Raw genomic sequence first — 26,875 nt, 5'->3', positions numbered from 1 at the left:
CGGTGCACCCGTCAGGGCGCAGAGAACAAGTCTACGACCTGTCGTGCCGCGGTGCCGACATCGGAGTTCACGATGCGGACGTCGAACTCGTCCTGGGCGGCCAGTTCGACCTTCGCGGTGTCGAGTCGACGCGCCTGTTCCTCGGGCGACTCGGTGCCGCGGCCGATGAGTCGACGCACCAGTTCTTCCCACGTCGGGGGCAGCAGGAACACGAGCACGGCCTCGGGCATGGCGTCACGGACCTGGCGAGCACCCTGCAGGTCGATCTCGAGCATGACCCGCTCGCCGGCGTCGAGCGCTCGGTCGATCGGCGGCCGCGGGGTGCCGTACCGGTACGAGTTGTGCACCGTGGCCCACTCGAGCAGTTCGCGCTCGCGGATCATCCGGTCGAACTCGGCGTCGTCGACGAAGTAGTAGTGCACGCCGTCGACCTCGCCCGGGCGGGGCTTCCGGGTCGTGGCGGAGACGCTGAGGTTCACGTCCGGGTACTGCTCGCGGATGTACGCGCTCACCGTTCCCTTGCCGACGGCGGTCGGCCCGGCGAGGACGACGAGCTTCGAGGCACCGCGCTTGCGACCGCGCGCGGCGAGCCAGTCGGCCAGGGCCGTGCGCTGCCGGGTGCCGAGGCCCCCGAGGCGCTTCGACGGCGCGATGCGCAGGGTGCCCATGATCGACTCGGCACGCGCCGGACCGATGCCGGACAGGCTGACGAGCAGGTCGCGCACCCGGAGCGAGCGCTCCGCCGAGGTCGTGTCGACCAGGGCGTCGTCCCATGCCGATCGAGCGACCTCGAGTGCCGAGCGCTCCCCCGACGCGACCTGGGACTTCACCGCGGCCCGGGCGCGTCGCGCGGCGACCGCCGCCTGGGCCGCCGCGACGCGGTCGACCTCCGGTGGGGTGCGGTGGGCCGGCAGGCCGGTGCCGTCGGTGCGGTCGCCGCCGGTGGTCATGCTGCGGCTCCGAGGGCGGCGCGGATCCGGTCGGCGCGGTCGGACACGAGTGCCGTGACCCCGTCCGGACCGTCGGTCAGCAGACCGCGCGACTCGCTGACGAGCACCTGCTCGGCGCGCGCACCGTACAGCGCACGGAGGTCCTCGATCCGGGCACCCTGGGCACCGAAGCCCGGGGCGAGCACCGGCGCGGTGCCGATCGCGTCCGCGTCGATGCCGAAGTCGTCGAGGTGAAGGGTCGCGCCGAGCACGAGCCCGACGTCGCCGAGGGCCTGGTCGCCCGCGGCCCGGTTGTCGTCTGCCACGTCCAAGACGATACCGGCAGCCACGGACCGCCCGGCACGCGGGCCCTCCGCCAGGACCGCGGTCTGCAGCACCCGCGCCTCCGGGTTGCTCGTCGCAGCGAGCACGAAGACCCCGGCACCGTTCCGCCGGGCGACGTCGACCGTCCCGCTGAGCGAGCCGTAGCCCAGGTACGGCGACACCGTCATCGCGTCGGCCGCGAACGGCCCGTCACGGTCGAGCCACGCGAGCGCGTAGTCGTCACCGGTCGACCCGATGTCGCCCCGCTTCACGTCGGCGACGACCAGGAGGCCCGCATCACGTGCACGACGGATCGTCGCGTCGAGCGCGCGGTAGCCCGCCACCCCCGCCGCCTCGAAGAAGGCGATCTGCGGCTTCACGATCGCCGCGCGGCCAGCGGCCGCGTGGACCAGCGTCGCTCCGAAGGCGGTCAGGCCCTGCTCGTCGCGGCCGAGCCCCCACGCCGCCAGGGTGGTGGCGTGGGGGTCGATGCCGACGCAGAGCGGTGAACGCTCGCGCATCGCGGACGCGAGCCGATCGCCGAAGGAGGCCGGGCCTCCCGTGTGCCCCTCGCTCACCAGGTGGCGCGCTCCCGCGCGTAGTCCTGCAGGCTCCGGACGTTGAGCGGCGTGCCGATCGTCTCGATCGCCGCGACCGCCGCACCGATCTGCGCGATCGTCGTGAACAGCGGCTTGTCCGCTGCGACCGTGGCCGCACGGATCTCGTACCCGTCCGCACGACCGGCGGCACCCGACGGCGTGTTGATGACGATGTCGACCTCGTTGCGCGTCAGCAGGTCGACGACGCTCTCGCCGCCCTGGCTGTACTTGCCGACGATGCCGACCTCGATGCCGTTGCGGCGGAGGATCTCCGCCGTGCCCTCGGTTGCGATGATCGTGAAGCCGAGCTGCTGCAGGCGGTGCACCGGCAGCACGATGGCGCGCTTGTCGGTGTCCGCGACGCTCACGAAGACCGTGCCGCTGGTCGGCAGGCCGCCGTACGCGGCGTCCTGCGACTTGAGGAACGCCCGCGGGAAGTCGCGGTCGATGCCCATGACCTCGCCGGTGGAGCGCATCTCGGGGCTGAGGACCGAGTCGACGACCTGACCCTCGCGGGTGCGGAAGCGGCGGAAGGGCAGGACGGCCTCCTTGACGGCGACCGGGGCCTCCATCGGGACGAACGCCCCGTCGCGGGCCGGCAGCATGCCCTCGGCGACGAGCTCGTCGACGCTCGTGCCGGTCATGATGCGCGACGCGGCCTTGGCCAGTGCGATGCCGAGCGCCTTCGAGACGAACGGGACCGTGCGGCTGGCGCGCGGGTTCGCCTCGAGGACGTAGAGCACGCCGGCGCCGATGGCGAACTGGACGTTGAGCAGACCCTGCACGCCGATGCCGCGGGCGATCTTCTCGGTCGCGTCGACGACGCCCTGGATCTCGGCGCGGCCGAGGCCGACCGGGGGCAGGGTGCAGGCGGAGTCACCGGAGTGGATGCCGGCCTCTTCCAGGTGCTCCATGATGCCGCCGATGTAGAGCCGCTCACCGTCGAAGAGCGCGTCGACGTCGATCTCCACCGCGTCGTCCAGGAACCGGTCGACGAGCAGCGGGAGCTCCGGGCCGATGATCGCCTGGTCGGCCATCCGGTCGAAGTAGTCGGCGAGCGACGGGGAGTCGTACAGGATCTCCATACCGCGGCCGCCGAGCACGAAGGACGGGCGGACGAGCACCGGGTAGCCGATCTCCTCGGCCACGGCGGTCGCGCTCGCCAGGTCGTGGGCGGTGCCGTTGCGCGGCGCGAGCAGCCCCGCGGCGTCGAGGATGGCGGAGAACTGGCCGCGCTCCTCGGCGGAGTCGATCGCCGTCGGGCTGGTGCCGAGGATCGGGATCCCCGCCGCCTCGAGCGGCTTCGCCAGGCCCAGGGCGGTCTGCCCGCCGAGCTGCACGACGACGCCGACGAGCTCGCCCGACGCCGCCTCGGCCTCGATGACCTCGAGGACGTCCTCGGCCGTGAGCGGCTCGAAGTACAGGCGGTCCGAGGTGTCGTAGTCGGTGGAGACCGTCTCGGGGTTGCAGTTGATCATGATCGTCTCGAACCCGGCGTCGCTCAGCGCGAAGGACGCGTGCACGCAGGAGTAGTCGAACTCGACGCCCTGGCCGATGCGGTTCGGGCCGGAGCCCAGGATGACGACCTTCTTGCGGTCGCTCGCGACCACCTCGGTCTCGGCGTCGTACGACGAGTAGTGGTACGGCGTCAGGGCCGGGAACTCGCCGGCGCAGGTGTCGACGGTCTTGAAGACGGGGCGGATGCCGAGGGCGTGCCGGTCGTCGCGGACCTGCTGCTCGCTGACCGGGTGCTCCGGGGTGCTGCGCAGCGCCGCGATCTGGGTGTCGCTGAATCCGTGCTCCTTGGCCCAGCGGATGGTGTCCGCGTCGAGCTCGTCGGCGGCCGCGACCTCGGCGGCGACCTCGTTGATGAGCACGATCTGGTCGATGAACCACGGGTCGATCTTCGTGGCTTCGAAGACCTCGTCGGCGGTGGCGCCGGCGACCAAGGCCTGCTGCACCGTGACGATCCGGCCGTCGGTGGGGATGGACGACTTCGCGAGCAGGGCGTCCTTGTCGAGCTCCGACGCCGGGGTGTCCCAGTGGAAGCTCGAGCCGCGCTTCTCGAGCGAGCGCAGCGACTTCTGCAGCGCCGTCGCGTAGTTGCGGCCGATGGCCATCGCCTCGCCGACGCTCTTCATCGTCGTGGTGAGCGTGGCGTCCGCCGCGGGGAACTTCTCGAACGCGAAGCGCGGGGTCTTCACGACCACGTAGTCGAGCGTCGGCTCGAAGCTGGCCGGGGTGACCTTCGTGATGTCGTTCTGGATCTCGTCCAGGCGGTACCCGATGGCGAGCTTCGCGGCGATCTTCGCGATCGGGAAGCCCGTGGCCTTCGAGGCCAGCGCCGACGAGCGGGAGACGCGCGGGTTCATCTCGATGACGATCAGGCGGCCGTTCGACGGGTCGACGGCGAACTGGATGTTGCAACCACCGGTGTCGACACCGACGCGACGGATGATGTCGATGCCGATGTTGCGCATGTTCTGGTACTCGCGGTCGGTGAGCGTGAGCGCCGGGGCGACGGTGATCGAGTCGCCGGTGTGCACGCCGACCGGGTCGACGTTCTCGATGGAGCAGATGACGACGGTGTTGTCGTAGTTGTCGCGCATCAGCTCGAGCTCGTACTCCTTCCAGCCGAGGATCGATTCCTCGAGCAGGACCTCGGTCGTCGGGCTGGACTGCAGCCCGTCGCCGACGAAGCGGACGAGCTCGGCTTCGTCGTACGCGAAGCCCGAACCGAGACCACCCATGGTGAAGGACGGGCGGACGACGAGCGGGTAGCCGAGGTCCTTCGCGAACTCCTTCGCCTCGTCCAGCGTGTGGGCGATGTGGCTCCGGGCCACGTCGGCGCCGGACTCGAGCACGAGCTCCTTGAAGAGCTGGCGGTCCTCACCGCGCTGGATGGCGTCCACCTTGGCACCGATGAGCTCGACGCCGTGCTTCTCGAGGATGCCGGCCTCGTCGAGCGCGATCGCCGCGTTCAGGGCGGTCTGGCCGCCCAGCGTCGGCAGGACGGCGTCCGGCTTCTCGATGCGGATGATCTCCTCGAGGCACGCGTTCGTGATCGGCTCGATGTAGGTCGCGTCGGCGAAGTCGGGGTCGGTCATGATCGTCGCCGGGTTCGGGTTGACGAGGATGACCCGGACGCCCTCGGCGCGGAGGACACGGCACGCCTGGGTGCCGGAGTAGTCGAACTCGGCGGCCTGACCGATGACGATCGGGCCGGAACCGATGACGAGGACGGAGTTGATGTCTGCGCGCTTGGGCATCAGTTCGCTTCCTTGGTGATGTCTGCTGCGGGAGTGGTCGCGTCGGCGGTGGCCGCGTCGAGCGGCTCCCCGTCACGTCGCGCGCGCACCAGGTCCGCGAACCGGTCGAAGAGGTACATGCTGTCGTGCGGACCAGCGGCGGCCTCGGGGTGGTACTGCACGCTGAACGCGGGCACGTCGAGCGCCCGCAGGCCCTCGACCACGTCGTCGTTCAGCGAGTAGTGCGAGACCTCGACGCGGCCGAACCCGGCCGGCGACTCGAGGACCTGCCCCAGGGGAGCGTCGACCGCGAAGCCGTGGTTCTGGCTCGTGATCTCGACCTTGCCCGTGGTGGTGTCGAGCACCGGCTGGTTGATGCCGCGGTGACCGAAGGGCAGCTTGTAGGTGCCGAAGCCGAGCGCGCGGCCGAGCAGCTGGTTGCCGAAGCAGATGCCGAAGAACGGGCGCCCGGTCCGCAGGCTGCCCTGCAGCAGTTCGACCTGGGCGTCCGACGCGGCGGGGTCGCCGGGGCCGTTCGAGTAGAACAGGGCGTCCGGTGCGAGCTCCTCGAGCGCCGCAGCGGAGATGTCCTGCGGGACGACGTGCACCTCGAACCCGCGCTGGGCGAGGTAGCGGGTGGTCGACGCCTTCACGCCCAGGTCGAGCACGGCCAGCCGGCCGATCTGCTCGCCCTCGGCCGGCACGACGTAGGTCTCCGGGGTGGACACGATCGCCGAGAAGCTCGCGCCGGCCATCGTGGCCTGCGACCGGACGGCGTCCAGCTGCTCCGACTCCGACAGCGTCGCGTCGGCGCCGCTGAACACGCCGCCCTTCATGGCGCCGGCGTCGCGGATCCGGCGCGTGAGGGCGCGGGTGTCGATGCCGGAGATCCCGACGATGCCGTCGCGCACCAGGTGGTCGTCGAGCGACGCGTTCGCGCGGTGGTTCGAGACCACGCGGCTGGGGTCGCGCACCACGTACCCAGCGACCCAGATGCGACGGGACTCGGGGTCCTCGTCGTTGACGCCGGTGTTGCCGATGTGCGGTGCGGTCTGCACCACGATCTGGCCGGCGTAGGACGGATCGGTCAGCGTCTCCTGGTAGCCGGTCATGCCGGTCGCGAAGACCACCTCGCCGAGCGTGCGCCCGCGGGCGCCGTAGGCCCAGCCGTCGTACCGGGTGCCGTCTTCGAGGACCAGGACGGCCCGTTCGCGTGTCATGCTTTCTTCCCTTCGCCCGCGGTTCGCGGGGCATCGGCCGCAGTCGCCTGCGGCCCGGTCTCGGTCAGTCCCTGCAGGGCGAGCAGCGCGGCTGCGTCGCCCTCCGGGAACCGGAAGTACGTGTCGAGGTCCGTCGCACCTGCGGCGCCGGTCGCCGTCCATCGCAGACGGACCAGTCCCCCGGGCTCGACCACCCGGTCGATCGCCCACGTCGAGCGGTCGGCACCGCGGACCGCAGCACGTGCGATCCAGCGGTCGTCCGCGCCGGCGAGTCGCAGGACCACACCGGTCGCGTGGACGCGCACGCCGCCGCGACCCCGGAACCCGAGTCCGCCGGCGGTGATGCGTTCCAGCGGCTGGTCGGCACGGGTCGTCGCGACGGAGAAACCGTCCCAGGACCCGACTGCCGGTCCGATCGTGGTCGGGACGGGGACGGGAGGCACGGATTCCGCTTGCTTCCTGGTCCGCGTCCGCCAGGTGCGCGCCATGGCGACGAACAGCGCGGCCACCGCGAGCAGGATCACCCCGCCGAGCAACCAGCGCGCGGCGTCGCCGCTCATGCGCGCGCCCCCGTCCGGAGCGCAGCGGCGTGCGCGGCGACGGTGTCGGCGTCGACGAGGCGGCCGTCGAGCACCGTCGGCGCCCCCAGGTGGAACGTGGCGACGACCCGGCCGGGCAGCGTCATGCCGAGGTACGGCGAGTTCTGCGACTGTCCGGCGAGGTCGGCGACCGCGAACTCGCGGCTGGCCGTCGGGTCGTAGAGCGTGATCTCGGCGGGCGCGCCCTCGGCGATGCGCTGACCGTGGCCCTCGACTTGGCCGATGCGTGCGGGCGCCTCGGACAGGACCCGGGCGACGTCGGCCCAGTCGAGCTGGCCCGACGCGACGACGGCGGACTGCACGACGCTGAGCGCCGACTCGAGGCCGACCATGCCGTTCGCCGCCGCGGGCCACTCGCAGCACTTCGCCTCGGCGGTGTGGGGTGCGTGGTCGGTCGCGACGATGTCGATGGTGCCGTCGGCCAGGGCTGCGCGCAGGGCGTCGACGTCCTCGCGTGCCCGGAGCGGCGGGTTCACCTTGTAGCGGGCGTCGTACCCGGGGGCGCCGTCGTGCCCGGCGATGAGGTCCTCGGTGAGCACGAGGTGGTGCGGGGTGACCTCGGCGGTGACGTCGATGCCGCGGGACTTGGCCCAGCGGATGACCTCGACGCTGCCGGCGGTCGACACGTGGCAGACGTGCAGTCGTGCGCCGACGTGGTCGGCGAGCAGGACGTCACGGGCGATGATCGCCTCTTCCGCCACGGCCGGCCAGCCCGCGAGGCCGAGCTCCGACGACAGCCGGCCCTCGTTCATCTGCGCGCCGATGGTGAGTCGGGGTTCCTGCGCGTGCTGCGCGAGCACCCCGCCGAAGCCCTTGATGTACTCGAGTGCGCGGCGCATGAGGAGCGGGTCGGACACGCACGAGCCGTCGTCCGAGAAGACCCGGACCTTCGCCCTGCTCGTCGCCATGGCACCGATCTCGGACAGGTGCGTGCCCTGCAGCCCCTGCGACACCGCGCCGATCGGGCGGACCGTGACGTAGCCGGCGTCGTCGCCGAGTGCCTGCACCTGCTCGACGACCCCGGCGGTGTCGGCGACCGGGCTCGAGTTCGCCATCGCGTTGACGGCGGTGAAGCCTCCGGCCGCCGCGGCGCGCGAGCCGGTGAGGACCGTCTCGGATTCTTCGTGACCGGGCTCGCGCAGGTGGGTGTGCAGGTCGACGAGACCCGGCAGGGCGATGAGCCCGTCGGCGTCGACGACCGTGGCACCGCTCGCGTCCACGCCGGAGCCGATCGCCGTGATGCGGCCGTCCTGCAGTCGGATGTCGGCGCGCGAGCCGTCGACCAGCTGCGCGCCGCGGATCAGGTGAGCGGTCATGCTGCGGACTCCTTCGGTTCGGTGCCGGTCAGGGCCAGGTAGAGGACCGCCATGCGGACCGAGACGCCGTTCTCGACCTGCTCGACCACGGTGGAACGGGGGTCGTCGGCAGCGACGCCGGCGATCTCCAGCCCGCGGTTCATCGGACCGGGGTGCATGATCAGTGTGCGCTCGGACAGCCGCGCGAACCGCGCAGCCGTCAGGCCCCAGTGCCGCGTGTACTCGCGCGGGTTCGGGAAGAACGCGTCGTCCATCCGCTCCTGCTGGATCCGGAGCGTCATGACGACGTCCGGGTCCTCGGCCAGGGCGGCGTCGAGGTCGTGGTGCACCGCGGCTCCGAACGGCGTCGTCGTCGCGGGCAGGAGCGTCGGCGGTGCGGCGAAGGTCACGCTCGCGCCGAGGGTCCGGAGCAGCCACGCGTTCGACCGGGCGACGCGGCTGTGCAGCACGTCGCCGACGATCAGGACCCGGACGCCGTCGAGGCCCTGTCCACGCGACCCGGCACCGTGCAGGCGACGGCGCATGGTGAAGGCGTCGAGCAGCGCCTGCGTCGGGTGCTCGTGCGTGCCGTCGCCGGCGTTCACCACGGGGACGTCGATCCAGTCGGCGTCGGCCAGCACGCGCGGCGCACCGGACGAGCCGTGCCGCATCACGATGCCGTCGATGCCCATCGCGCCGAGGGTCTGCACGGTGTCCTTGAGGGACTCGCCCTTGGAGACGCTCGAGCCCTTGGCCGCGAAGTTGATGACGTCGGCCGACAGGCGCTTCGCCGCGGCCTCGAACGAGATGCGCGTGCGGGTCGAGTCCTCGAAGAACAGGTTCACGACGGTCTTGCCGCGCAGGGCCGGGAGCTTCCGGACCTCGCGCGTGTTGACCTCGGCCATCTCCTCGGCGACGTCGAGGATGTGCACGGCCTGGTCGCGCGACAGGTCGGCGGTGGAGAGCAGGTGCCGCATCACGCCACCCCCTGCTCGATGAACACGGTGTCGTCGCCGTCGGTCTCGGACAGGTGCAGGGTGACCCGCTCGTCCGAGGCGGTCGGCAGGTTCTTGCCCACGTGGTCCGCGCGGATCGGCAGCTCGCGGTGGCCGCGGTCGACGAGCACGGCGAGCCGGACGGCGCGCGGCCGGCCGATCCCCTGCAGGGCGTCGAGCGCTGCCCGGACCGTGCGACCGGAGTACAGGACGTCGTCGACGAGCACGACGACCTTGCCGTCGATGCCGCCGGCGGGGATCACCGTGCGGTGCGGGGCACGACCGATGCCGTGCCCGAGGTCGTCCCGGTGCATGGTCACGTCGAGCGTGCCGACCCGTTCGGATCCGATGCCGGCCCGCGCGGACTGCCACTCGGGCTCGATGTCCGCCAGGACGCGGCCCAGCCGTTCGGCGAGCACGGCGCCCCGGGTCGGGATGCCCAGGAGGACGAGGTCCGAGCCGCCGTGGTTGGCCTCGAGGATCTCGTGTGCGATGCGCGTCAGAGCGCGCGTGATGTCGGGTTGCTGCAGGACCGTTCTGGTACCCACGTCGACCCCCTTCCCCGCCTCACTGGACGGCATTAAAGGATGCTGACGTGCACAAGCCTAGCGGGACTCCTGGTCCCCTGCGACCGTCCGACCGGACGGTGCACGACCGCCGGCGACGGCTCCGAGGACACCGTTCACGAAGCCCGCGGAGTCCTCGGTCGAGAGCGACTGGGCGAGCTCGACGGCCTCGGCGATCGCGACGGCGTCCGGCACCTCCGGGTTGAACCGGAGCTCCCAGACGGCCATCCGCAGGATGCAGCGGTCGAGCACCGGCATCCGGGCGATCGACCACCCCTGGGCGTGGTCGATGATGACGGAGTCGATCTCGTGGCGGGCGTCATCGACGCCCGTCACGATCTGCCGTGCGTAGTCCCAGCTCGAGGCACGCTCGGGCTGGTCCAGGTGACGGACGGTCTCGGTCGCCAGGACGTCCGTGATCGGGAGCTCACGCACCTCGGCCACGTACAGCATGTCGAGGGCGCGCTTGCGGGCCTTCGAACGAGCACTCATACGGACGTCGCCTAGGAGTTGACGCGGCCGAGGAAGCTGCCGTCGCGCGTGTCGATCTTCACCGTGGTGCCGCTCTCGAGGTACAGCGGGACCTGGATGCGGTGGCCGGTCGCGATGATGGTCGCGTCCTTGGTGCCACCGGAGGAGCGGTCGCCCTGCAGGCCCGGCTCGGTCTCGACCTCGGTCACGATCGACGTCGGGAGCTCGACGTAGAGCGGGTTGCCCTCGTTCATCGCGATGGTGACCATCGCGGACTCGAGCAGGTAGTTCTTCGCGTCGCCGACGACCGTCGCCGAGACCGGGATCTGGTCGTAGGTGTCGGTGTCCATGAACACGTACGAGTCGCCGTCCTCGTAGAGGAACTGGTAGTCGCGGCGGTCGACCACGGCGGTGTCGATCTTCGCACCGGCGTTGAAGGTGCGGTCGACGACCTTGCCGGAGACGACGTTCTTCAGCTTGGTGCGGACGAACGCGCCACCCTTGCCGGGCTTGACGTGCTGGAACTCCACGACCGACCACAGCTGGCCGTCGATGATGAGAACGGCGCCGTTCTTGATGTCAGTGGTACTGGCCATGAGTCTTCGGTGTCCCGTTCGGTCGTGTTGTGAAAGGTCTGCGGGCCGCGCTGGCCCCGGACGAGTGTAGCGGACGCCCGACCGTCGCCATCAGCGCCGTCGCCGGGCGCGCCAGGAGTCGATCGCGGCCCAGCCGAGCAACACCACGGCCGCTCCCCCGAGCAGTGCCCCGGCCACCGCGGTCGAGATCGCCGCGTCCAGTCGGGCGGGCAGTGCCAGGTAGACGATCGCCAGGATGCCGGCACCGGCGCCGAGCAGCACGAGCAGGATGCGCCGGATCATGCCGGACACGAGTTCGCGGTCGCGGCGGTCCGCGAAGAGCCGGATGTTGACGGTGAACTTGCCCGTCTCGATCGCCTCGCCGATCCGGTCGACCCGGCGCGGCAGTCGTCGGGCCGCGGAGACGACGCCGATCAGCTCCTTCGCCGCCAGGTCGCGCAGCTTGCCGGGGCGCAGCTGGTCGGTGATCTGCTCACGGGCGAGCCCGCGGGACTCCTCGAGCAGGTCGAACGAGGGCGCGAGCGTCCGGAGCGTGCCCTCGAAGATCGCCAGCGCCCGCGCGGCGGCGACGAAGTCCGGCGGCGCTTTGAGCCGGTACCGCCCGAACACCTCGACGGCGTCGTCGACGGTCTCGACGCCGATGCGCGCGCCCGGTCCGAGCTCGTCCGCGACGAAGCGCGCGATGTCCCGACGGAAGTCTGGCTCGTCGTGCGCGTCGCGCACCGGTGCCATCCGCAGGACCGCATCGGCGATCCGCGAGGTGTCGTCCTGCAGGTAGGCGACCAGCAGGTCCTGGACCGTGTCCCGGAGGGTCGGGTCGAGCCTCCCGACCGATCCGAAGTCGATCAACGCGGGCCGCCCGTCGGGCAGCACCAGAACGTTCCCGGGGTGCAGGTCGGCGTGGTACAAGCCGTCGAAGACGACCTGTCGCAGGAACGCCCGCAGGATCGCGCGCATCGGGCCGTCGAGGTCGCGGTCCGCGCGCTCGGCGCGGATCGCGCTGAGCGTGTCGCCCTCCAGGAACTCCATCACGAGCACGCGGCGCCCGGACAGGTCCGGGTACGGGTCCGGGAAACGGACCTCGTCCGGACGGGCACTGCGGGCCTGTGCGGCACGCAGGGCGGTGAGGTTCCGCAGCTCGGAGACGAAGTCGACCTGGCGGACCAGGTCGTCGGCGTACTGCGCGGCCACGTCCTGCACGCCGACCTGCCGGGCCTCGGTCGACCATCGCGCCATGAAGCGGACGACACGGAGCGCGATGTCGACGTCGCGGCGGACGGCGGCGTCGATGCCGGGACGCTGCACCTTGACCGCGACCGCGGTGCCGTCGGGCAGGCGGGCGCGGTGGACCTGGGCGATCGAGGCCGCGGCGACGGGCACCGGGTCGAAGGACGCGAAGACCTGGTCGACCGGTGCGCCGAGTTCCTGTTCGAGCAGGGCGAGCACCTGGTCGGCGGGGGCGGCGGTGACGTTGCGCTGCAGGTGGGCGAGGCCCTCGGTCCACTCCTCCGGCAGCAGGTCGTCACGGGTGGAGAGCAGCTGGCCCATCTTCACGAACCCGCCGCCCGCTTCCTCGAGCGCACGGCGCAGGTGCTCGGCCTGGCTGCGGCGCAGGTCGGCGGTGGCCGGGTCGTGCGAGAAGTCGAGGCGACGGAACGGGACGAGGCGGTGGCGTCTCGCGATCGACAGCAGTTCGGTGAACCGGCGGCCGCGGGACCGGAGGGTGCCGGTGTCGGCCTCCTGCGAGCCGGACAGGTCGCTCAGTCGGGGTGGGTTGGGCACGTCGTCAGTCTGCTCCCCGCTGCTGGGTCCGCCGGGTGCGCCGGTTGTCGTGCACAGGCCGGGAGGCGCGGTCCGGCATCCACAGGTCGGCTCGCGTGTCGCGTCGGGTCGCGCCCACTGCCGCAGGCTTGCCCAATGGAGACAGCACTGGTCGCGGCGTGCATCGCCGCCGGCGCGGCGATCGTGGCGGCGGTCGTCAGCTGGTTCGGGGCGTTCCAGAGCCGGCGGACGACCGATCGAGAACACGCCTGGAAGCGGTTCACCTGGTCGCTCGCCCAGCCACGAGGCGGCGGTGCATACGACATTTCGAGAACTGTGCTCCGGGAACTCGAGACCGTACGGTGGTGGTCGAAGGCGGACCGACGGCTCGCCACTCGTGCACTCCGGAGGCGAACCGCCGCCGATCACGTCCACCCTGAGGAAGAGGAGTCCACCTGATGCCGATCTTGCGACCCTTGCCGGATGCGCCCGACGTGGACGCGGACGACGACGTGCTCTTCGCGTGGGACAACGGAGCCACCGTCGCGGAGTTCCGGGAATGGCAGCGGACCGGCGTCCTCACCGTGTCGATGCAGGTCAAGTGGTGGTGGCGACGGACGCGGCGGGTGTTGCGCTGACGCCGGGTCAGGCGCCGCTGCCGTTGTAGCGCGCGGTGGCACCCGACTCGACCAGGTCGCGGTAGCGCTCGAGCGCCGTCTCGGCACCGGTGCCGTGCTCCTGGTGCACGTCGATCCCCCGAGCAACGAGCTGCTCACGCCAGTCCCCCGGCACCGGGCCCTCGTCGAAGCCCGTGATCCGCTCGACCGTGGCTCCGTCGGCGGCGAACTCCAGCGCGGAGACCCCCGACCACAGCAGGGCCCCGAGGCACATCACGCACGGTTGGGCGTTCACCACGAGCACACGCCGGTGGCCGACGTCACGGCCGAGGTTCCAGGCCCCCGTCCGAGCCTGTGCGAGTCCGAGGGTGACGACCTCGGCGTGCATCGACGACAGGTTGGTGTGCAGCACCAGGTTCACCCCGAGGGCGACGACCGCGCCGGTGTCCTCGTCGACGACGGCCGCCGCGAACGGACCGCCGGTGCCCTCCTCGACGTTCCGTTCGGCGAGGGCGTTCACGAGCGCGAACCGCTCCGCACGGGTGCCGAGGTGTTCCGGAGCAGCGGCCTGCGCGTCGCGGAGCCAGTCGGGGACGCCGACACGGAGCTCGGTCGGGAACGGGGCGAGGGCTGCTGCAGACATGCGGCGACGCTAACGGCGCATCGTTTCGACGGTGTTTCCCGATCGAAACGATGCCGAAACACCGCGCCCGTAGCGTCGTCCACCACCGGCTCGAGCCGGTGGGAGAACGCGACACGAGCACGGGCGACAGGGGGCGACGATGACGGCACACCACGCGACCGCTGCGTCCCGCTGCTGGCCCCGCGGCGCCATCGCGCACGGACACTGACGGCCGTCCGACCGACCGTTCGTCCGTCTGACCGCCGCGCGCCGATCCGCCGGGCGGTCCACGTGCCCTGGAGCGCGCCGTCTCGCCGAGCCGCGCCGATCCGCGCACCTTGCTCCGAGCCTCCTGGCCGTCCGCCGGAGGCACCCACCCACCTGCTGCACCGTCCCCTCCGAGAGGACCCCCGTGACCACGATCCACCTCGCAATGTTCCTGTTCCCCGGCTACCACCTCGGCGCCTGGCGCCTGCCGGACGCCGTCCCCGAGCTCGACCTCGGCATCGACCACTACGTCCGCGCCGCCGAACTCGCCGAGGCGGCGAAGCTCGACGCCCTGTTCTTCGAGGACCAGGCCGCAGTCCGGCGCAGCAACGACATCTTGGCCGATGACACCTACGGTGCCGCGAACCCCCGCTCGATCCACTTCGACCCGACGATGCTCCTGCCCGCCCTGGCGATGCGGACCACGCACCTGGGTCTCGCAGCGACGTCGACCACGACCTTCAACGACCCCTACAACCTCGCGCGGCGGTTCTCGACCCTCGACCACATCAGCAAGGGCCGCGCGGGGTGGAACCTCGTGACGTCCTTCAACGAGGACGAAGCCCAGAACTTCGGACTCGACGCCCACGTGCAGCACGCCGCCCGGTACGAGCGGGCGAGCGAGTTCGTCGACGTCGTCACCGGGCTCTGGGACTCGTGGGACCCGGACGCGATCGTGCGCGACAAGGAGTCCGGCACTTACTTCGACATCGAGAAGATGCGGTTCCTGCAGCACGACGGCGAGCACTTCCGCGTGCGAGGACCGCTGACGACGGGTCGGAGTCCGCAGGGACGGCCCGTCGTGTTCCAGGCGGGTGCGTCGGAGCCGGGCCGCGCACTCGCGGCGCGCACCGCCGACGTCGTGTTCACCCTGCAGTCCGACCCGGACGAGAGCCGCGCGTTCCGCGACGACATCCGAGCGCGCGCCGAACGGTTCGGCCGCGACCCCGACCACGTCAAGGTGCTCGTCGGGATGACCCCGATCGTCGGCGACACCGACCAGGACGCACGCGACCTCGCCGACCGGATGATGGCGTTGATCCCCGACGACCTGGCACTGAGCAACCTGAAGCCCCTCGCCGGTGGCGTCGACTTCCGGCAGTTCGACCTCGACGCGCCCGTGCCGGAGCTGCCCGAGTCGAACGCCGGCAAGTCGCACCGGGCAGCGATCATGGCGGTGTCACGGCAACAGGGGCTGTCCGTCATCGAGACCGCCCGGTACTTCGCCGAGGGCAGCTACCGGAAGATGATCGGGTCACCGTCGACGATCGCCGACACCATGCAGGCGTGGTCGGAGGCCGGGGCGTGCGACGGGTTCCTGGCGGTGCCGACGCACTTCCCGGCCGGGGTCGAGGACTTCACCCAGAAGGTCGTGCCGGAGCTGCAGCGCCGCGGACTGCACCGGACCGAGTACACCGGACCGCACCTGCGCGACCACCTGGGCGTGCAGAAGTACTAGACGCCGACCTCTTGGTAGGCGGTGAACAGCAGGTGGTCCTCGGGGCCCTCGAGGATCACCGGCTTGCCGACACCGTCGAGGATGATGAAGCGGAGCATGCCAGCACGGGCCTTCTTGTCGCGACGCATCGCGGCGAGGAGGCCCTGCCACCGGCCGAGACCGTACGACGTCGGCAGGTCCAGGGAGTCCAGGATCGCCCGGTGCCGGTCCACGGTCGCGTCGTCGAGGTGGCCCGTCAGGCGTGCGAGCTCGGCGGCGAACACCATGCCGACCGACACCGCAGCACCGTGCCGCCACTGGTACCGCTCCGCGTGCTCGATGGCGTGCCCGAGCGTGTGACCGTAGTTCAGGATCTCGCGTCGTCCCTGCTCGGTGAAGTCGTCGGACACGACCTCGGCCTTCAGGGCGATGGCGAGTTCGACCACGCGGCGGAACTCCGGCGACGTCGGGTCGGTGACGCGGGCGACGTCGGACTCGATGATGTCCAGGATCTCCGGCACGGCGATGAACCCGGCCTTCACGATCTCGGCGAAGCCGGTGAGGATCTCGTTGCGCGGCAGGGTGCGGACGAGGTCGAGGTCGGCGACCACCGCGCGCGGGGCGGAGAAGGAACCGACGAGGTTCTTGCCCTCGTTCGTGTTGATGCCGGTCTTCCCGCCCACGCTGGCGTCCACCATGCCGAGCACGCTCGTCGGCACCGACACGTACGGCACCCCGCGCAGCCACGTCGCCGCGACGAAGCCCGCCAGGTCGGTGACGGCACCGCCGCCGAGGCCGATGACGGCGTCGGTGCGGGTGAAGTCGGACTGGCCCATGATCTGCCAGCAGAACGACGCGACCTCGATGCGCTTGGCGGCCTCGGCGTCCGGCACCTCGGCGATGAGGGCTTCGAGGCCGGCGTCGACGAGCAGGTCGCGCAGGTCGTTCGCCCGCGCACCGAGGGTCGGGGCGTGCACGATGAGGACCTTGGCGACGCGGGGGCCGAGGATCGCGGGCAGCGAGGCGAGCAGGCCCGAACCGACCGCCACCACGTAGCCGTCGTCACCGCCGACGCGGATCTCGGTGGTGCCTGCGGGCAGGATCGGGTCGGTCACGGTGCTCCTTCGGTGGTGGGGGCGCTGCTGTCGCTCCGCAGCCAGGTGACGACCTCGTCGACCACCCGGGACATCGGACGGCGCGAGGTGTCGACGACGACGTGCGCGAGCTCGGCGTAGGTCGCCGCTCGCTCGTCCATGATCGTCTGCCAGGCGTCGATGCCGCCGTTCGCGAGCAGGGGCCGGTCCGAGCCGGCGATCCGCTCGGCGACGGCCTCGGGCGAGACGGTGAGCAGGACGATGCGGGCGCCGGACAGTGCCTCGCGGGTGGCGGCGTGCGTCACCGCTCCGCCGCCGACTGCGATCACGCCCCCGGTGCCGAGGGCGGTCCGGACGGCGTCGGCTTCGAGGGCACGGAAGGCCGGCTCACCACGGTCCGCGAAGATGCCGGGGATCGGTCCGTGCTCGCGGACGATGACCCGGTCGGTGTCGGTGAACGGCACGCCCAGCGCCTTCGCGACGCGCTTGCCGACGCTGGACTTGCCGGCGCCCATCGGGCCGATCACGACGACGGGCGCAGCCAGACCTCGCGCGGCACCGCCGGACGGGACGTCGCCGGGCGCGGCGCCGCCGCCGTTCGTGCTCACGACGCGTCGGCCGGTGCCGCCGGCTCCGTCCGACGGGTGCGGAGCGTCTCCGGGATCGACGCGAGGTAGGCGTCGAGGTTGCGCTTGGTCTCGACGACGTTGTCGCCACCGAACTTCTCGAGCACGGCGTCGGCGAGCACGAGCGCCACCATCGCCTCGGCCACGACGCCGGCGGCCGGGACCGCGCAGACGTCGGACCGCTGGTGGTGCGCCGAGGCGTCCTCGCCCGAGACGACGTCGACGGTGTGCAGCGCGTGCGGCACGGTCGCGATCGGCTTCATGCCGGCACGGACGCGCAGGACGGTGCCCGTGGACATGCCGCCCTCGGTGCCGCCGGCGCGGTCGCTCGTGCGGTAGATCTCGCCGTCCTCGCGGTAGAGCTCGTCGTGGGCCGCGGAGCCGCGACGACCAGCGGTCGCGAAGCCGTCGCCGACCTCGACGCCCTTGATCGCCTGGATGCCCATGATCGCCGCGGCCAGACGGGCGTCGAGCCGACGGTCCCACTGCACGTGCGAGCCGAGCCCCGGCGGAACACCGTAGAACAGCACCTCGACGACGCCACCAAGGGTGTCGCCGTCCTTCTTCGCGGCCTCGACCTCGGTCACCATGCGCGCGGAGGTGTCGGCGTCGAAGCAGCGCAGCTGGTCGTCGTCGAGACGGTCGACGTCGTCGGGGAGCGGCAGGTCGGTGCCGTCCGGCACGCGGACCGTGCCGACCTGCAGGGTGTGCGCGACCGACCGCATGCCGAGTTCGGCGAGGAAGGACTTCGCGACGGCGCCGAGCGCGACGCGGGCCGCGGTCTCACGGGCGCTCGCGCGCTCGAGGATCGGGCGAGCCTCGTCGAAGCCGTACTTCTGCATGCCGACCAGGTCGGCGTGGCCCGGACGCGGGCGGGTCAACGGGGCGCTGCGGCCACGCGACATCTCGGTGGACTCGACCGGCTCGGGGTTCATGACCTCGACCCACTTCGGCCACTCGGTGTTGCCGATCCGGATCGCGATCGGGCTGCCGAGCGAGAACCCGTGCCGGACACCGCCGGACACGTGCAGCTCGTCCTGTTCGAACTTCATGCGCGAGCCTCGACCGTAGCCGAGCTTGCGGCGCGCGAGATCGGTACGGATGGACTCGAACGACACCGGGACACCCGCGGGCAGGCCCTCGAGCATCGCGATCAGTTCGGGTCCGTGGGACTCACCAGCAGTCAACCAACGAAGCATGCTGCAATCCTCCCACAGCGCACCGCTGTGCGACGTCGCCGCCCTACTGGTAGTCGGGGTGCGCCCGGAGCCACGCCTGGAACTGCTTCACGGCGACGAGGTGCTCGTCGTAGGTGTTCGAGAACACCGTCTCGCCGGTCTCCAGGTTCACCGTCACGAAGTACAGCCACTTGCCCGGGGCCTCGTTCGTCACGGCCTTGATGGCGATGTCCCCGGGGTTCGAGATCGGTGCCGGCGGCAGCCCCTCGTGCACGTACGTGTTGTACGCGTTCGACTCGTCGGCGCGTTCTGCGTCGGTCGTCGTGACGGTGTGGGTGTTGCCGGTGCCGTAGGCGACGGTGGCGTCGGACTGCAGGCGCATGCCCTGGTCGAGCCGGTTCTGGAACACCCGCGCGACCTTCGGGTAGTCGGCGGCGAGGCCGGCTTCCTTCTGCACGAGCGATGCGAACACGATGACGTGCTCCTGGTCGGCCTCCTTGACGCCGGCGGCGGCCAGGTGCTCCTTCATCGTGTCGACCATCGACCCGAAGTACTGCTCCGCGGTCCACCCCGGGTTGATCGGGTACGTCGCGGGGAACAGCCAGCCCTCGAGCGTGGTGACGCCGGACGGCAGGTCGTACGCGGACAGGTCCTTCGCGGCCTTGGCGACCTCGGCCTTGGTGAGCCCGGCCTTCGAGACCATGCCGGCCTCGATGTCCGCCAGCGCGGTGCCCTCGGGGATCACGATCGAGGCCTGCACGCGGTTCTTCTCGTCCTGCAGCGCGGCCAGGGCCGACTTCGAGCTCATCTGCTTCTTCAGCGAGTACGAACCGGGCTGGAACTGCACGTCGGGCGACGCCAGCAGCAGCTTGTAGAAGACCTTCGAGTCCTTCACGACCCCGCTGCGCTGCAACGTCGCGGCGACGTTCTCGCCGATGTCGCCCTGCTTGATCGTGATGGTGACCTTGGCCTTGCCGGAGCCGGTGTAGTCGTCCGGTTCGGTCGAGCCGCTGACCGCGGCGACGATCTGCTGGATCTTCGGGGCGGCGAACGCGTACGCGCTCACCCCGCCGGCCACGACCACGGCGACGATCACGATGCCGGCGATGAGCGGCCCGCGTCGGCGCTTCGGGCGCGGTTCGCGCGGCGGCCTGGAGGCTCCCCCGCGTCCGCCACGGCCACCACGTCCGCCGCCTCCCGGGGCTCCACCGCCACCGGTGCGCCCGGCGTCGTCGGTACCGTCGGGCCCGTCGGACCCGGCTCCGCCGGCGGCGGGCGCCGAGGGCACCTCGCCGGTCAGCAGCGCGGCGACCTCGGGATGGAGTTCGGGGGCCGCCTGCTGCGGTCGAACGGGCTCCGGTGCCGGCTGCTCGCGCGGAGCGGTCGAGTCGGGGTCCATGCGGTCGGCAGCGGCGGCGGCCTCCTCGGGTGTCTGCTCGGAGTCGGGCCCGGGGGCGGCGTCGCGACGAGCGCGTTCCGCTTCGTGCGCCCGAGCCTCGCGGCGGGACATCGGACGGTCCGGCTGCGGGGTCACCCGCGCGGAGTCGTCACGGTCATCGGTACCTGCTGCGCGGTCGGAAGTGGTCTTCCGCCGCTCGGCTTCGTTGCCGGGCGCGATGATCGCGTTCCAGTCCAGATCGTCTGCCAACGGTTCTCGGTCTCTCGGTCGGGAACTCCGCCTGGGCACCGTCGTCCTCGGGTGACGGAAGGGCAGCCGGGTCGCGGTGGGTTGCCCTGTCAGGGAAGCGTGGTGCCCGGAGGGGCACCGGCACTGCGTTCGTGGTCGAGCGCGTGTTGCAGAATGATAACAGCGGCCGCTTGGTCGATCACGGACCGCGACTTCTTCGTGTTCTTGCCGGCCTGGTGCAGGCCGCGTTGCGCGGTCACCGTGGACAGCCGTTCGTCGACCAGCCGGACCGGGCGGTGCTCGGCGATCCGGGCGGCGAACGCCCGGGCGTCCTCGGTCGACGCGGTGTCGCCGCCGGACATCGACAGGGGCAGTCCGACGACGAGCTCGAGCACGTCGTACTCGTCCGCGATCTCGAGGATCCGACGCAGGTCGGTCGAGTCGTCGCGGCGCACGGTCTCGACCGGCGTCGCCAGCAACCCGTCGCGGTCGCACACGGCGATCCCGATCCGGGCGCGGCCGACGTCCACGCCGAGCCGCCGCCCGGACCGGATCGCCACGATCAGCCCGCGATCCGAGCGGTCACGGCGCGGAGCGCAGCCGGGAGCGCAGCCGGGTCGGTGCCGCCGCCCTGGGCCAGGTCCGGCTTGCCGCCGCCGCCGCCACCGAGCACACCGGCGGCCTCCTTGGCGAGCGGACCCGCCTGGACGCCCGCGGAACGCGCCGCGTCGTTCGTCGCGACGATCACGATCGGCTTCCCGCTCACCACGGCACCGAGCACGACGACGGCAGCGCCGTCACCGAGCTGCGCACGGACACCGGTCGCCAGCGAGCGCAGGTCGTCGCCGGACTGCAGGCCGTCGACGGTCTCGGCCACGACGGTGGTCGTGCCGACGGTCGTCGCGGTCCGTGCGATCGACGGGACCCGTTGCTGCAGGTTCGCCGACTCGAACTCGGCGATCCGCTTCTGCGCGGTGCGGAGGTCCTCCATGAGCGACTGCACACGCGTGGGCAGGTCGGCACGGGGGGCCTTCAGCGCGCTGGAGAGCTGCGACACGATCGTCCGCTCGACCGCGAGGTCACGGAAGCCCTCGAGCCCGACGAGCGCTTCGACACGACGGTTGGTCGACCCGACGCTCGACTCCCCCACCAGGTTGACGAGTCCGATCTGGGCACTCGACGCGACGTGCGTCCCACCGCAGAGCTCGCGCGACCACGGACCACCGATGTCGACCATGCGGACCTCGGCGCCGTACTTCTCACCGAAGAGCGCCTGCGCACCGAGCGCCTTGGCCTCGTCGATGGGCATGATGCGGGTCGAGACCTCGAGGTCGGTGCGGATCGCGGTGTTGACGACCTCCTCGATCTCGGAACGGGTCGCGAGCGAGATCGGCTGCGACCACGAGAAGTCGAGGCGCATGTAGCCGGACTTGTTGTACGAACCCGCCTGCAGCGCCTCGGGGCCGAGGATGTCGCGGAGCGCGGCGTTCACCAGGTGCGTCGCGGAGTGCGCCTGCGTGGCGCCGCGACGGTACTCGGCGTCGACCACGGTGCTCGCCGCGTCGCCCACGCCGACCTCGCCCGAGCGGACCTGGACGGTGTGGCTCCAGAGGCCGGCGACGGGACGCTGGACGTCGAGGACCTCGAGGTCGAAGCCGTTGCCGACGATCGCTCCCTGGTCGGCGTCCTGGCCACCCGACTCGGCGTACAGCGACGTCTCGCCGAGGACGACCTCGGCGATGTCGCCCGCCACGGCCCGGTCGACGCTGACGCCGCCGACGATGATGCCGAGCACGTTCGTCTCGGCCTCGAGCGCGTCGTAGCCGAGGAAGACCGTCTCGCCCTTCGCCCGGAACGCGCTGTACACGCTCAGGTCGGCGATCGCGGTCTTCTTGCTCTTCGCGTCGGCCTTCGCCCGGGCACGCTGCTCGGACATCAGGGTCTCGAACGCGGTCCGGTCGACGTGGACCCCGGCCTCTTCGGCCATCTCCATCGTCAGGTCGATCGGGAACCCGAAGGTGTCGTGCAGCAGGAACGCGGTGTCCCCGCCGATGGACGGCGCACCGTCCTGCTTCGCGCGCTCGACGGCGACGTCGAGGATCGTCGTGCCCTGCGCGAGCGTGCGGAGGAACGTCTCCTCTTCCGCGTAGGCGATCCGCGCGATGCGGTCGTAGTCGGAGGCGACCTCGGGGTAGGCGTCGCGCATCGCGTCGCGGGACGCCGGGAACAGCTCCGGGAACGTCGCGGTCTCGACCCCGAGCAGGCGCATCGCACGGACCGTGCGGCGCAGCAGACGACGCAGGATGTACCCGCGGCCCTCGTTCGACGGGCTCACACCGTCGGCGATGAGCATGAGCGCGGAGCGCACGTGGTCCGCGATGACCCGCATGCGGACGTCGTCCTCGTGCACGGCGCCGTAGCGGCGGCCGGAGATCTCGGACGCGCGGTCGAGGACCGGGCGGACCTGGTCGATCTCGTACATGTTGTCGACGCCCTGCTTGATGAAGGCGACGCGCTCGAGCCCCATGCCGGTGTCGATGTTCTTGTTCGGCAGCTCGCCGGTGATCTCGAAGTCGTACTTCGAGCGGACGTCCGCGATCTGGTACTGCATGAACACGAGGTTCCAGATCTCGACGTACCGGTCGTCGTCGGTGGCCGGGCCGCCGTCGATGCCGTACTCGGGCCCGCGGTCGAAGAAGATCTCGGAGCAGGGACCTGCGGGTCCGGGCTGGCCGGTGGACCAGTAGTTCGTGTCCTTGCCGAGTCGCTGGATTCGCTCCTCGGGCAGGGTGGAGTGCTGCTTCCAGAACGCGATCGCCTCGTCGTCGTCCTCGTAGACCGTCACCCAGAGGTCGTCAGGCGAGAAACCGAGCCCGCCGTCGGACTCCGGGTTCGTCAGGAACTCCCAGGCGAACTGGATCGCCTGCTCCTTGAAGTAGTCGCCGAACGAGAAGTTGCCGTTCATCTGGAAGAACGTGCCGTGGCGAGGGGTCTTGCCGACCTCTTCGATGTCGTTCGTGCGGATGCACTTCTGCACGCTCGTGGCACGGGGGTACGGCGCGGGGACGAGCCCGGTCAGGTACGGGATGAACGGCACCATGCCGGCGACCGTGAAGAGGAGCGACGGGTCGTCGGAGACGAGGGACGCGGACGGGACGACGGTGTGGCCGCGGTCACCGAAGTACTGGAGCCAACGGCGGCGGATCTCTGCGGTCTGCATGGTGCTTCCTGGGTTCAGGTCGGGGGTGGGAGGTGGAGGCGGGACGACGGTGCGGCCGGACCGCGGTGGAGCTCGACGACTCAGACGTCGGTGCGGAGCTCGGCCCCGCGGGACCGGTACCCGTCGGCGACCGCGCCCGTGAAGGCCTTCGTGCTCGCGTCGACGACGGCGAAGAGCCGTGCGCCTCCGGGGGTCCTGGCGACCTGGTGCGCCACGGCGAACCCGATGACGACGCCGACCGCGACGAAGAACAGCTGCTTCACGGTGCCTCTCCCTCTGTGCACCCTGGCGGTGCATGCCCGGACAAGCTTAGCCGCCGGGCACTTCGGGGCCGGAACGCCGAACGGCGGGCCGTCCTCGAGAGGACGACCCGCCGTTCGGGTGTGATCAGTGGATCAGCGAGCTGCGTAGTACTCGACGACGAGCTGCACTTCACAGGTCACGGGGACCTCGGCGCGCTTCGGGCGACGCACGAGGCGGGCCTGGAGCTTGTCGATCTCGACCTCGAGGTAACCCGGGACCTTCGGCAGGACTTCCTGGTGGCCACCGGCAGCGGCGACCTGGAAGGGCTCCATCGACTCGGACTTCGGCTTGACGTGGATCAGCTGGCCCTCCTTGACGCGGAAGGAGGGGCGGTCCACGAGCTTGCCGTCGACCAGCAGGTGACGGTGCACGATCAGCTGACGGGCCTGCGCGGTGGTGCGGGCGAAGCCGGCACGGACCACGAGGGCGTCGAGGCGCTGCTCGAGGAGCTCGACCAGGTTCTCACCGGTCAGGCCCTTCGTCTTGCGGGCCTCTTCGAAGACGATGCGGAGCTGCTTCTCGCGGATGCCGTACTGGGCGCGCAGACGCTGCTTCTCACGGAGGCGGACGGCGTAGTCGCTGTCCGCACGACGGCGCGTACGGCCGTGCTCACCGGGGCCGTAGGGGCGCTTCTCGAGGTAACGGGCCGCCTTCGGCGTCAGCGGGATGCCGAGTGCGCGCGACAGGCGGGTCTTGCTGCGGGTACGTGACTTGGTAGACACAGGGTCCTTTTCTCTGTTCGAACTGAATACTCACCGGAGGCCGGGCACGCGAGTGCCCGTGGCCCCGACGACGGGATCCAGAGGGATGAGCCTGTGGGATCGGACGGCTACAGTCCGAACCTCTGCCCGCGTACCACCGGAGTGGCACTCTGTCCTCAACGCAGCCGTGCTCGAGGACCAGGACGTAGGCCCGGCAATGCTAGCAGGAAGTCGACGTGCCGTCCTACTGCCCGCGGGTGATCTTCCGGAGTCGTTCGAGCCGCGGACCGACCTCGCGCTCGTAGCCGTTCGCCGTCGGGGTGTAGTACTCGGTGCCCTCGAGCGCATCGGGCAGGTACTGCTGCTCGGCGACCCCGTGCTCGGCGTCGTGCGAGTAGACGTAGCCCTTGCCGTGGCCGAGTCGCTTCGCCCCGGCGTAGTGCGCGTCGCGCAGGTGCATCGGCACGGTGCCCATCCGGCCGGCCTTGACGTCCGCCATCGCCGCGTTCACACCGTTGTAGGCGGCGTTCGACTTCGGCGCGGTCGCCAGGTACACGACGGCCTCGGCCAGGGGGATGCGGCCCTCGGGCATGCCGATGAGCTGCACGGCCTGGGCCGCCGCGACGGCGATGGGCAGCGCCTGCGGGTCCGCCATGCCGATGTCCTCGGACGCCGAGATGATGATCCGGCGCGCGATGAACCGGGAGTCCTCGCCCGCCTCGATCATCCGCGCGAGGTAGTGCAGCGCGGCGTCGACGTCGCTCCCCCGCACCGACTTGATGAACGCGCTGATGACGTCGTAGTGCTCGTCGCCCTGCCGGTCGTACCGCAGGAGTGCACGGTCGACGGCCGCGGCGACGGTGTCCGCGTCGACCACCGGCACGGTGTCGTCGTCGTCGTCCTGGGCCGCGGTGGCCGAGGCCGCAGCGGCCTCGAGCGCCGTGAGGGCGCGTCGGGCGTCACCCGAGGCCAACCGGACGATGGCCCCACGTGCCTCGTCACCGAGGACGACCGCGCCACCGAGGCCGCGGGGGTCCTCCACCGCACGGTCGACGAGCATGCCGAGGTCGGCGTCGGTGAGCGGCTTGAGCGTCAGGAGCAGGGACCGGGACAGCAGCGGGGAGATGACCGAGAACGACGGGTTCTCGGTGGTGGCCGCGATGAGGATCACCCACCCGTTCTCGACCCCGGGCAGCAGGGCGTCCTGCTGGGCCTTGCTGAACCGGTGGATCTCGTCGAGGAACAGCACGGTCGTGGACCCGTACAGGTCGCGGTGGGTGAGGGCCTTCTCCATGACCTCGCGCACGTCCTTGACGCCGGCGGTGACCGCGGAGAGCTCGACGAACTCGCGCCCGGACTGCCGCGCGATGGCCTGCGCCAACGTGGTCTTGCCGGTGCCGGGAGGACCCCAGAGGATGACCGACACACCGCCCGGGTTGTCGCGGGTACCGGTGGCGAGCTGCACGAGCGGCGACCCGCGGCCGAGCAGGTGCTGCTGGCCGGCGACCTCGTCGAGGCTCGTCGGGCGCATCCGGACCGCGAGCGGGACGGAGCCCTGCGCGAGACCGGCGCGACCGCCCGTCGTGGGCGCACGCATGCTCGAACGGTCCGCTGCCATGCACCAATCGTAGGCCGACCCACTGACAGCCCCGCGCCTCCCAGGCCGTTGATGGTGACGACTCGGATACGCTCGTTCCACACTGCGACGAGAGGGCAGAACAGCACCGTGGCACCGAAGAACCCAGCGCGCGACAACCGCGAGGCGCGCGAGCGCCTCCGTCTCTACCAGGCCCGCCAGGGACTCCACGACCGGCAGCGCCGCCGGCGGGTGCGCGACAACCTGGTCGGCGCCGGTGTCCTCGTGCTGGTCGCCGCCCTGGCCACCGGGTCACAGCTCGCCTTCGCGGGCTCGCAGGGGAACGGGTCGGCGGACGCCAGCGCGAGCGCCACCGCCACACCGACGCCCTCGGCCAGCGCCACGGCGGCGAACACGGGCGACGTGCCGAGCAAGGAGATCGCGAAGGGCGCGACCTGGACGGGCTCACTGACGCTCAACAAGTCGATCGACCTCGGCATCGAACTGGACGGCGAGAAGGCCCCGCAGGCCGCGAGCGTCGAGATCTCGTTGATCAAGGAGCAGTTCTACAACGGCACCACCTGCCACCGGCTCGCCGACAGCGACGGGCTGAAGTTCCTGCAGTGCGGTTCGGCGAACGGCGACGGCACGGGCGACGCCGGGTTCGAGTACGGCCCGCTCGAGAACGTCCCGAGCGACGGCGTCTACGACGAGGGCACCATCGCGATCGCGCGGTCGACGTCGCCGTACTCGCAGTCGACCCAGTTCTTCATCGTCTACGGCGACACCACGCTCGACGGCTCCACGGGCGGCTACACGGTCGTCGGGAAGGTCACGAGCGGCCTGTCCGAACTCGAGTCGAAGATCGCCGCGAAGGGCATCTCGTCACCCGGTGACGACGGCACCGGTGAGCCGAAGGTGGCGACGACGATCACCGCCGCGACCATCGCCCAGGAGAAGTAGTCCACAAGCCGTTGCGTCCGGCGGGCCGCGGAGCCCGTCC

The 26,875-nt window shown here is 71.2% G+C and carries 25 protein-coding genes; 4 read left to right on the top strand and 21 right to left on the bottom strand.

Going from position 1 to position 26,875, the window contains the following annotated elements; all coding sequences use genetic code 11:
* Positions 1 to 11: 11 nt before the first annotated feature.
* From gmk to EDF47_RS12125, 11 genes are all read right to left on the bottom strand, one after another.
* Positions 12 to 950, bottom strand: coding sequence for a guanylate kinase (gmk, locus tag EDF47_RS12175; protein ID WP_133937011.1), 939 nt, complete (start codon positions 948 to 950; stop codon positions 12 to 14).
* Positions 947 to 1,831 carry an orotidine-5'-phosphate decarboxylase gene (gene pyrF / locus EDF47_RS12170; RefSeq protein WP_279586384.1) on the bottom strand — a complete coding sequence of 295 codons (885 nt, stop codon included), beginning with the start codon at positions 1,829 to 1,831 and terminating at the stop codon, positions 947 to 949. The genes gmk and pyrF overlap by 4 nt, the downstream gene beginning before the upstream one ends.
* The gene (gene carB, locus EDF47_RS12165; protein ID WP_133937015.1) at positions 1,828 to 5,121 is read right to left on the bottom strand and encodes a carbamoyl-phosphate synthase large subunit; all 3,294 of its coding nucleotides are present in this window, start codon (positions 5,119 to 5,121) and stop codon (positions 1,828 to 1,830) included. The genes pyrF and carB overlap by 4 nt, the downstream gene beginning before the upstream one ends.
* Positions 5,121 to 6,320, bottom strand: coding sequence for a glutamine-hydrolyzing carbamoyl-phosphate synthase small subunit (carA, locus tag EDF47_RS12160; RefSeq protein WP_123937797.1), 1,200 nt, complete (start codon positions 6,318 to 6,320; stop codon positions 5,121 to 5,123). The genes carB and carA overlap by 1 nt, the downstream gene beginning before the upstream one ends.
* Entirely contained in the window at positions 6,317 to 6,880 is a 564-nt protein-coding gene (locus EDF47_RS12155) for a hypothetical protein (RefSeq protein ID WP_131846507.1), read from the bottom strand. The genes carA and EDF47_RS12155 overlap by 4 nt, the downstream gene beginning before the upstream one ends.
* Positions 6,877 to 8,235: a dihydroorotase gene (locus EDF47_RS12150; RefSeq protein ID WP_131846506.1), complete on the bottom strand. Its 1,359-nt coding sequence runs from the start codon at positions 8,233 to 8,235 to the stop codon at positions 6,877 to 6,879. Before EDF47_RS12150 ends, EDF47_RS12155 begins: the two co-directional genes overlap by 4 nt.
* Positions 8,232 to 9,191 carry an aspartate carbamoyltransferase catalytic subunit gene (locus tag EDF47_RS12145; RefSeq protein WP_123294316.1) on the bottom strand — a complete coding sequence of 320 codons (960 nt, stop codon included), beginning with the start codon at positions 9,189 to 9,191 and terminating at the stop codon, positions 8,232 to 8,234. The genes EDF47_RS12150 and EDF47_RS12145 overlap by 4 nt, the downstream gene beginning before the upstream one ends.
* Positions 9,191 to 9,790 (bottom strand): bifunctional pyr operon transcriptional regulator/uracil phosphoribosyltransferase PyrR, encoded by a 600-nt coding sequence (pyrR, locus tag EDF47_RS12140; protein ID WP_111083911.1) that lies wholly within the window; start codon positions 9,788 to 9,790, stop codon positions 9,191 to 9,193. The genes EDF47_RS12145 and pyrR overlap by 1 nt, the downstream gene beginning before the upstream one ends.
* Before the next feature lie 24 nt (positions 9,791 to 9,814).
* A complete protein-coding gene (gene nusB / locus EDF47_RS12135) occupies positions 9,815 to 10,267 on the bottom strand; it encodes a transcription antitermination factor NusB (protein ID WP_123294314.1) in 453 nt (150 codons plus the stop codon).
* An 11-nt stretch (positions 10,268 to 10,278) separates the two neighbouring features.
* On the bottom strand, positions 10,279 to 10,842 hold the full coding sequence (gene efp, locus EDF47_RS12130) for an elongation factor P (protein WP_111083909.1): 564 nt from the start codon (positions 10,840 to 10,842) through the stop codon (positions 10,279 to 10,281).
* A gap of 90 nt (positions 10,843 to 10,932) precedes the next feature.
* The gene (locus EDF47_RS12125) at positions 10,933 to 12,624 is read right to left on the bottom strand and encodes an AarF/UbiB family protein (RefSeq protein ID WP_133937017.1); all 1,692 of its coding nucleotides are present in this window, start codon (positions 12,622 to 12,624) and stop codon (positions 10,933 to 10,935) included.
* Positions 12,625 to 12,759: 135 nt separating this feature from the next.
* On the opposite strand from EDF47_RS12125, the gene EDF47_RS12120 reads away from it, so the two are divergent.
* Positions 12,760 to 13,062, top strand: a complete 303-nt coding sequence (locus EDF47_RS12120; RefSeq protein WP_131846504.1) for a hypothetical protein — start codon at positions 12,760 to 12,762, stop codon at positions 13,060 to 13,062.
* Positions 13,062 to 13,241, top strand: a complete 180-nt coding sequence (locus EDF47_RS12115; protein ID WP_123937793.1) for a hypothetical protein — start codon at positions 13,062 to 13,064, stop codon at positions 13,239 to 13,241. The genes EDF47_RS12120 and EDF47_RS12115 overlap by 1 nt, the downstream gene beginning before the upstream one ends.
* A gap of 7 nt (positions 13,242 to 13,248) precedes the next feature.
* On the opposite strand, the gene EDF47_RS12110 is transcribed toward EDF47_RS12115, so the two are convergent.
* Positions 13,249 to 13,863 carry a nucleoside deaminase gene (locus tag EDF47_RS12110; RefSeq protein WP_123937792.1) on the bottom strand — a complete coding sequence of 205 codons (615 nt, stop codon included), beginning with the start codon at positions 13,861 to 13,863 and terminating at the stop codon, positions 13,249 to 13,251.
* A gap of 391 nt (positions 13,864 to 14,254) precedes the next feature.
* Between EDF47_RS12110 and EDF47_RS12105 the strand changes: the two genes are divergently transcribed.
* Positions 14,255 to 15,568: an LLM class flavin-dependent oxidoreductase gene (locus EDF47_RS12105; RefSeq protein ID WP_208320944.1), complete on the top strand. Its 1,314-nt coding sequence runs from the start codon at positions 14,255 to 14,257 to the stop codon at positions 15,566 to 15,568.
* Here the strand turns inward: EDF47_RS12105 and aroB are convergent.
* From aroB to EDF47_RS12060, 9 genes are all read right to left on the bottom strand, one after another.
* Positions 15,565 to 16,662 carry a 3-dehydroquinate synthase gene (gene aroB, locus EDF47_RS12100; protein WP_207895421.1) on the bottom strand — a complete coding sequence of 366 codons (1,098 nt, stop codon included), beginning with the start codon at positions 16,660 to 16,662 and terminating at the stop codon, positions 15,565 to 15,567. The genes EDF47_RS12105 and aroB overlap by 4 nt on opposite strands.
* Entirely contained in the window at positions 16,659 to 17,156 is a 498-nt protein-coding gene (locus tag EDF47_RS12095; RefSeq protein WP_123294441.1) for a shikimate kinase, read from the bottom strand. Before EDF47_RS12095 ends, aroB begins: the two co-directional genes overlap by 4 nt.
* Before the next feature lie 89 nt (positions 17,157 to 17,245).
* Entirely contained in the window at positions 17,246 to 18,466 is a 1,221-nt protein-coding gene (gene aroC / locus EDF47_RS12090; RefSeq protein ID WP_123294309.1) for a chorismate synthase, read from the bottom strand.
* 43 nt (positions 18,467 to 18,509) lie between these two features.
* Positions 18,510 to 20,093 (bottom strand): endolytic transglycosylase MltG, encoded by a 1,584-nt coding sequence (gene mltG / locus EDF47_RS20210; protein WP_243834050.1) that lies wholly within the window; start codon positions 20,091 to 20,093, stop codon positions 18,510 to 18,512.
* Between the two features lie 89 nt (positions 20,094 to 20,182).
* The gene (ruvX, locus tag EDF47_RS12080) at positions 20,183 to 20,626 is read right to left on the bottom strand and encodes a Holliday junction resolvase RuvX (RefSeq protein WP_185094197.1); all 444 of its coding nucleotides are present in this window, start codon (positions 20,624 to 20,626) and stop codon (positions 20,183 to 20,185) included.
* An 8-nt stretch (positions 20,627 to 20,634) separates the two neighbouring features.
* A complete protein-coding gene (gene alaS, locus EDF47_RS12075; protein WP_133937019.1) occupies positions 20,635 to 23,292 on the bottom strand; it encodes an alanine--tRNA ligase in 2,658 nt (885 codons plus the stop codon).
* Between the two features lie 80 nt (positions 23,293 to 23,372).
* Positions 23,373 to 23,555, bottom strand: a complete 183-nt coding sequence (locus tag EDF47_RS12070) for a hypothetical protein (protein ID WP_111083901.1) — start codon at positions 23,553 to 23,555, stop codon at positions 23,373 to 23,375.
* A 132-nt stretch (positions 23,556 to 23,687) separates the two neighbouring features.
* Positions 23,688 to 24,317, bottom strand: coding sequence for a 30S ribosomal protein S4 (rpsD, locus tag EDF47_RS12065; protein ID WP_111083900.1), 630 nt, complete (start codon positions 24,315 to 24,317; stop codon positions 23,688 to 23,690).
* A gap of 223 nt (positions 24,318 to 24,540) precedes the next feature.
* Positions 24,541 to 25,893 (bottom strand): replication-associated recombination protein A, encoded by a 1,353-nt coding sequence (locus EDF47_RS12060; RefSeq protein WP_111084157.1) that lies wholly within the window; start codon positions 25,891 to 25,893, stop codon positions 24,541 to 24,543.
* A gap of 129 nt (positions 25,894 to 26,022) precedes the next feature.
* On the opposite strand from EDF47_RS12060, the gene EDF47_RS12055 reads away from it, so the two are divergent.
* Complete coding sequence (locus EDF47_RS12055; protein WP_133937021.1) at positions 26,023 to 26,835, top strand: peptidylprolyl isomerase; 813 nt, start codon at positions 26,023 to 26,025, stop codon at positions 26,833 to 26,835.
* Positions 26,836 to 26,875: the final 40 nt, after the last annotated feature.

The sequence above is a fragment of the Curtobacterium sp. PhB190 genome (assembly GCF_004365385.1).
Taxonomy (GTDB): Bacteria; Actinomycetota; Actinomycetes; order Actinomycetales; family Microbacteriaceae; genus Curtobacterium.
The sequence above is the reverse complement of the archived record's forward strand: the minus strand, read 5'-3'. Positions and strand labels throughout refer to the sequence as shown.

What these genes read in the sequence shown, in the direction of transcription:
- gmk (WP_133937011.1), bottom strand. Translation starts at nt 950, where the DNA reads ATGACCACCGGCGGCGACCGCACCGACGGCACCGGCCTGCCGGCCCAC.
- carB (WP_133937015.1), bottom strand. Translation starts at nt 5,121, where the DNA reads ATGCCCAAGCGCGCAGACATCAACTCCGTCCTCGTCATCGGTTCCGGC.
- carA (WP_123937797.1), bottom strand. Translation starts at nt 6,320, where the DNA reads ATGACACGCGAACGGGCCGTCCTGGTCCTCGAAGACGGCACCCGGTAC.
- EDF47_RS12155 (WP_131846507.1), bottom strand. Translation starts at nt 6,880, where the DNA reads ATGAGCGGCGACGCCGCGCGCTGGTTGCTCGGCGGGGTGATCCTGCTC.
- EDF47_RS12150 (WP_131846506.1), bottom strand. Translation starts at nt 8,235, where the DNA reads ATGACCGCTCACCTGATCCGCGGCGCGCAGCTGGTCGACGGCTCGCGC.
- EDF47_RS12145 (WP_123294316.1), bottom strand. Translation starts at nt 9,191, where the DNA reads ATGCGGCACCTGCTCTCCACCGCCGACCTGTCGCGCGACCAGGCCGTG.
- pyrR (WP_111083911.1), bottom strand. Translation starts at nt 9,790, where the DNA reads ATGCCGTCCAGTGAGGCGGGGAAGGGGGTCGACGTGGGTACCAGAACG.
- nusB (WP_123294314.1), bottom strand. Translation starts at nt 10,267, where the DNA reads ATGAGTGCTCGTTCGAAGGCCCGCAAGCGCGCCCTCGACATGCTGTAC.
- efp (WP_111083909.1), bottom strand. Translation starts at nt 10,842, where the DNA reads ATGGCCAGTACCACTGACATCAAGAACGGCGCCGTTCTCATCATCGAC.
- EDF47_RS12120 (WP_131846504.1), top strand. Translation starts at nt 12,760, where the DNA reads ATGGAGACAGCACTGGTCGCGGCGTGCATCGCCGCCGGCGCGGCGATC.
- EDF47_RS12115 (WP_123937793.1), top strand. Translation starts at nt 13,062, where the DNA reads ATGCCGATCTTGCGACCCTTGCCGGATGCGCCCGACGTGGACGCGGAC.
- EDF47_RS12110 (WP_123937792.1), bottom strand. Translation starts at nt 13,863, where the DNA reads ATGTCTGCAGCAGCCCTCGCCCCGTTCCCGACCGAGCTCCGTGTCGGC.
- EDF47_RS12095 (WP_123294441.1), bottom strand. Translation starts at nt 17,156, where the DNA reads ATGGGCGCCGGCAAGTCCAGCGTCGGCAAGCGCGTCGCGAAGGCGCTG.
- aroC (WP_123294309.1), bottom strand. Translation starts at nt 18,466, where the DNA reads ATGCTTCGTTGGTTGACTGCTGGTGAGTCCCACGGACCCGAACTGATC.
- alaS (WP_133937019.1), bottom strand. Translation starts at nt 23,292, where the DNA reads ATGCAGACCGCAGAGATCCGCCGCCGTTGGCTCCAGTACTTCGGTGAC.
- EDF47_RS12060 (WP_111084157.1), bottom strand. Translation starts at nt 25,893, where the DNA reads ATGCGTGCGCCCACGACGGGCGGTCGCGCCGGTCTCGCGCAGGGCTCC.